Source organism: Lutibacter sp., assembly GCF_040883305.1.
Lineage (GTDB): Bacteria > Bacteroidota > Bacteroidia > Flavobacteriales > Flavobacteriaceae > Lutibacter.
Genome location: NZ_JBFLKT010000376.1, coordinates 1 through 4,114, shown reverse-complemented (window position 1 = coordinate 4,114; position 4,114 = coordinate 1). Strand labels below are relative to the sequence as shown.

General features: G+C 28.1%; 6 protein-coding genes. 5 read left to right on the top strand and 1 reads right to left on the bottom strand.

Features of this window, described 5'->3' with window-relative positions; translation table 11 throughout:
- The first annotated feature begins 268 nt into the window (after positions 1–268).
- Together AB1Z17_RS12150 and AB1Z17_RS12145 are read left to right on the top strand one after the other, a co-directional pair.
- Positions 269–1,348 carry a DNA replication/repair protein RecF gene (locus AB1Z17_RS12150; protein ID WP_368052058.1) on the top strand — a complete coding sequence of 360 codons (1,080 nt, stop codon included), beginning with the start codon at positions 269–271 and terminating at the stop codon, positions 1,346–1,348.
- The gene (locus AB1Z17_RS12145; protein WP_368052057.1) at positions 1,348–1,644 is read left to right on the top strand and encodes a DUF721 domain-containing protein; all 297 of its coding nucleotides are present in this window, start codon (positions 1,348–1,350) and stop codon (positions 1,642–1,644) included. The genes AB1Z17_RS12150 and AB1Z17_RS12145 overlap by 1 nt, the downstream gene beginning before the upstream one ends.
- A 57-nt stretch (positions 1,645–1,701) precedes the next feature.
- On the opposite strand, the gene AB1Z17_RS12140 is transcribed toward AB1Z17_RS12145, so the two are convergent.
- Entirely contained in the window at positions 1,702–2,136 is a 435-nt protein-coding gene (locus AB1Z17_RS12140; RefSeq protein WP_368052056.1) for a nucleoside-diphosphate kinase, read from the bottom strand.
- A 184-nt stretch (positions 2,137–2,320) separates the two neighbouring features.
- Between AB1Z17_RS12140 and AB1Z17_RS12135 the strand changes: the two genes are divergently transcribed.
- From AB1Z17_RS12135 to AB1Z17_RS12125, 3 genes are all read left to right on the top strand, one after another.
- Positions 2,321–3,352, top strand: a complete 1,032-nt coding sequence (locus tag AB1Z17_RS12135; protein WP_368052055.1) for a bifunctional oligoribonuclease/PAP phosphatase NrnA — start codon at positions 2,321–2,323, stop codon at positions 3,350–3,352.
- 28 nt (positions 3,353–3,380) lie between these two features.
- Positions 3,381–3,887 carry a gliding motility-associated peptidyl-prolyl isomerase GldI gene (gldI, locus tag AB1Z17_RS12130; protein ID WP_368052054.1) on the top strand — a complete coding sequence of 169 codons (507 nt, stop codon included), beginning with the start codon at positions 3,381–3,383 and terminating at the stop codon, positions 3,885–3,887.
- Positions 3,874–4,114, top strand: a 241-nt coding sequence (locus AB1Z17_RS12125) for an FKBP-type peptidyl-prolyl cis-trans isomerase N-terminal domain-containing protein (RefSeq protein WP_368052053.1), incomplete at its 3' end; no start/stop codon positions are given. The genes gldI and AB1Z17_RS12125, both read left to right, overlap by 14 nt.

Below are 4,114 nucleotides of genomic sequence, written 5' to 3'. Positions count from 1 at the left end.
TACAATAAATATTGTTTTTTGGTTTTTTATTATAAATTGTTCTGATCTTGATGCAGTTTCATCTAGCGTATTAAATACTTCAGCAGTTGTAGAATTAGTTTCTATAGCACTTTGAGTATTTTTTGCTTTACTCGGTCTCTTTTTATATGTTGCCATTTGTTGTAAAATTTGTAGGCGCAAAAATAGAATTTTTAATTGGAAAGTAAAAATGCAATTGTGTCTAAATTTTCATTTATTTTGAATAATTTTGAACTTTATAAAAAATTAGATGCATTTACAAAAAATTACATTGGTTAATTTTAAGAATTTTGAATCGCAAAGCTTTGATTTTGAGGATAAAATAAATTGTTTTGTGGGCAATAATGGTGTTGGTAAAACCAATGTATTAGATGCTATTTATTATTTATCTTTTGCAAAAAGTTACTTTAATCCGGTTGCAATTCAGAATATAAAACACAATCAAGAGTTTTTTATGATTCAAGGAGAGTATCTTTTGGATGAAAAAACAGACACTGTTGTTTGCAGTTTAAAGCGCGGGAATAAAAAAGTATTAAAACGCAATGGAAAAGTCTATGAGAAATTTTCTGATCATATTGGTCATTTACCATTAGTAATTATTTCTCCTGCGGACCGAGATTTAATTATTGAAGGCAGCGATATTCGCAGAAAATTTATAGACAATGTTATTTCACAATCCGATAAAGACTATCTTCAACTAATTTTAAAATATAATAAGGTATTAGCGCAACGAAACTCGCTTTTAAAATACTTTGCTGCAAATAGGACTTTTGATGCCTTAAATTTAAAAGTATATGATGAACAATTAAAAACGTATGGCACTGTAATTTTTGAAAAAAGAACAGCCTTTTTAAATGCCTTTATTCCAATTTTTAGAAGTAGGTACCAGTCAATTTCTAACAGTAAAGAAGTTGTAGACATGTTTTATAAATCTCAATTAAAAGAAGGTAATATCCTTGAGTTACTTGATAAAAATTTAGAACGTGATCGTGTGTTACAATATACGAGTGTTGGAATTCATAAAGATGATTTAATCTTTGAAATTGATGGTTATCCTGTAAAAAAGTTCGGTTCACAAGGCCAACAAAAATCATATTTAATTGCATTAAAATTAGCACAATTCGATTTTATAAAATCGAAATCTAATGTAAAACCAATATTATTATTAGATGATATTTTTGATAAATTAGATGATCTGAGAGTAGAACAGCTTATAAATTTGGTTAATAATGATCATTTTGGACAATTATTTATAAGTGATACACACGAAGAAAGAACAGAAGAAGTTGTAAAACGAACGCAACAATCTTATAAAATATTTAAGTTATAATGGCAAAAAGACAAAACGAGTTTCATTCAATTCAAGATTTAATGAAAGATGTTATTAAAGAGAATAAACTTACAAAAGGAATGCATCAAATATCTGTTGCCGAAGCTTGGGGGAAACTTATGGGACAAGGTGTTGTTTCTAATACTAATAAAATAGAATTGCAACGAACAACATTAATTGTAGGCCTAAAATCTTCCGTTTTAAGAGAAGAATTAAGTTATGGGAAAGAGAAAATAATTAAAATGATGAATGAAGAATTAGGCGAAACCCTAATTTCTAAACTAATATTGTGTTAAAAAAGAGGCTGCTTAAAATGCTTTAAAACTTTTTAAACAGCCTTTATTAAGTGTTTTTTAAAAGAAATTTCCTGAAAAAACTTCTCTGCCAGAAAAATGAAAAGCGCTTTCAATAGCAGCATTTTCATCACTATCAGAACCGTGAATAGCATTATTACCAATAGATTCAGCATATAGCTTTCTAATTGTACCTTCAGCTGCTTCAGCTGGGTTTGTAGCCCCAATTAAAACTCTAAAATCTTCAACGGCATTTTCTTTTTCTAAAATCGCTGAAACAATAGGTCCACACGTCATATAATCAATCAATTCTCCAAAAAACGGGCGGTCTTTATGAATTTTATAAAATTCTTCCGCACCAGCTCTTGTTAATCTTGTCATTTTCATAGCTACAATTTTAAATCCTGTAGCATTTATTTTTTCTAATATTGCTCCAATATAACCTTTGTCAACCGCATCAGGTTTAAGCATTGTAAATGTTCTATTTGTTGCCATTTTTATTTTTTTAATTTATAATCGTCGCAAATATAGTATTTTAAAATAAATAGAGACAATTATTTGCATTTAAGCAAAAGTGAAAAATTTTAAATTTAAAGAACTAATAATTTTAATCAAATTTAATAATATCTTGTGATATAATTTTGGAAAAAATAAGGTATTAATTGTATATTTGTAGCTTATGAATTTAAGAGAAATAACTGAAATAAAAGAATTATTAGCAACACCAAAAAATGTTGTGATTGTTCCACATAGAAATCCAGATGGAGATGCTATTGGGTCAAGTTTAGCAATTTTTAATTATTTACAAAAAAAAGATCATACTGTAACTGTAGTTGCTCCTAATGATTATCCAGATTTTTTAAAATGGCTGCCAAATTCAAAGGAAGTACTAAAGTTTGATATGCAAAACAGACAATCTAAAAAAGCAATTGAAGAGGCTTCAATTATATTTTTATTAGATTTTAATGCCTTGCATCGTGTTGGATCTGATATGGAAAATACCTTAAAGGAATTTGAAGGTGAATTTATAATGATAGACCATCACCAAGAACCAGACGATATTGCAAAATACCTGTTTTCAGATACTTCTATTTGTTCTACTTGTCAAATGGTATATCATTTTTTAGAAAAATTAGATGCTATTGATGAAATTGATGAACCAATTGCAACATCGTTATATACAGGTATAATGACAGATACAGGGTCGTTTAGATTTGCTTCAACCACAAGTACAACGCACAGAATTATTGCTGATTTAATAGATAAAGGAGCCAATAATGCGTTGATTCATAATAATGTTTATGACACAAACTCTTATGGGAGGTTGCAACTTTTAGGTCGGGCTTTAAGTAACTTAACTGTTATTGATAAACTAAAAACAGCTTATATTAAATTAACCCAACAAGATTTGGACGATTTTAATTACCAAAAAGGAGACACAGAAGGGGTGGTAAATTATGCTTTATCTTTAGAAGGAGTTATTTTTGCAGTAATTTTTATTGAGGATGTAGAGCAAAAAATTATTAAAATATCTTTAAGATCTAAAGGGCGTTTTTCTGTAAATAAATTTGCTAGAAACCATTTTAATGGTGGTGGACACGACAATGCAGCAGGAGGTAGGTCTGAAATTTCTTTAGACGCAACGGTTTCTACATTTTTAAGCGTATTACCAGATTATAAAAGCGAATTGTTAAATTCTTATGAAGCATAGTTTTTTAAGTTTTTTTATAATTTTATGTATGTTTTCTTGTAACAATCCTGAAGCGAGAAAACCTATATTAAAAAAATCTTCTTCAACAATGGAGGAGTCTGTATTATTTAATAAAGCCTTAATTACAGCGCAAGAAAATGCTTTTGAAAATTTAATAAAAAAAGATTCTTTAAGTACCTATATTGTTAGTAATTTTGGATTTAAATATAAGTTTAATAAAAAGTCCGAAGTTGGTTATTTTCCAGAAATTGGAGATGAAATTGTATATACATATGAAATTTTCGATATAAATATGCAGCTTATTTATAGTGCAAGTGATATTGGTATTCAAAAGTATGTTGTGGATAAACAAGAAATTGTTGAAGGCCTTCGAGAAGGTCTAAAATTGATGAATGTTGGAGACAATGCAACTTTTTTGTTTCCATCTCATAAAGTTTTTGGATATTTGGGAGATCAAAAAAAGGTTGAGATTAATCAACCATTAATATATAAAGTTCAATTAATTAAAATAAATAAAAAAAATGAAAGTAATTAAATTCTTATTTCTAAGTGCAATTGTAATTTCACTAGCATCGTGTAACAACCAAGCAAGTACTTTAAAATCATTAGACTCTGAAATCGATTCCGTAAGTTATGCTTTAGGATTGGATATGGGACTTAAAATTAAAATGAATTTTGATGATATTAATCAAAACGCATATATTCAAGGGGTGAAAAATGGAATAGACTCAACAAATATGTTGTTAGATTCTAAAGACCTTA

What these genes read in the sequence shown, in the direction of transcription:
- AB1Z17_RS12150 (WP_368052058.1), top strand. Translation starts at nt 269, where the DNA reads ATGCATTTACAAAAAATTACATTGGTTAATTTTAAGAATTTTGAATCG.
- AB1Z17_RS12140 (WP_368052056.1), bottom strand. Translation starts at nt 2,136, where the DNA reads ATGGCAACAAATAGAACATTTACAATGCTTAAACCTGATGCGGTTGAC.
- AB1Z17_RS12135 (WP_368052055.1), top strand. Translation starts at nt 2,321, where the DNA reads ATGAATTTAAGAGAAATAACTGAAATAAAAGAATTATTAGCAACACCA.
- AB1Z17_RS12145 (WP_368052057.1), top strand. Translation starts at nt 1,348, where the DNA reads ATGGCAAAAAGACAAAACGAGTTTCATTCAATTCAAGATTTAATGAAA.
- gldI (WP_368052054.1), top strand. Translation starts at nt 3,381, where the DNA reads ATGTTTTCTTGTAACAATCCTGAAGCGAGAAAACCTATATTAAAAAAA.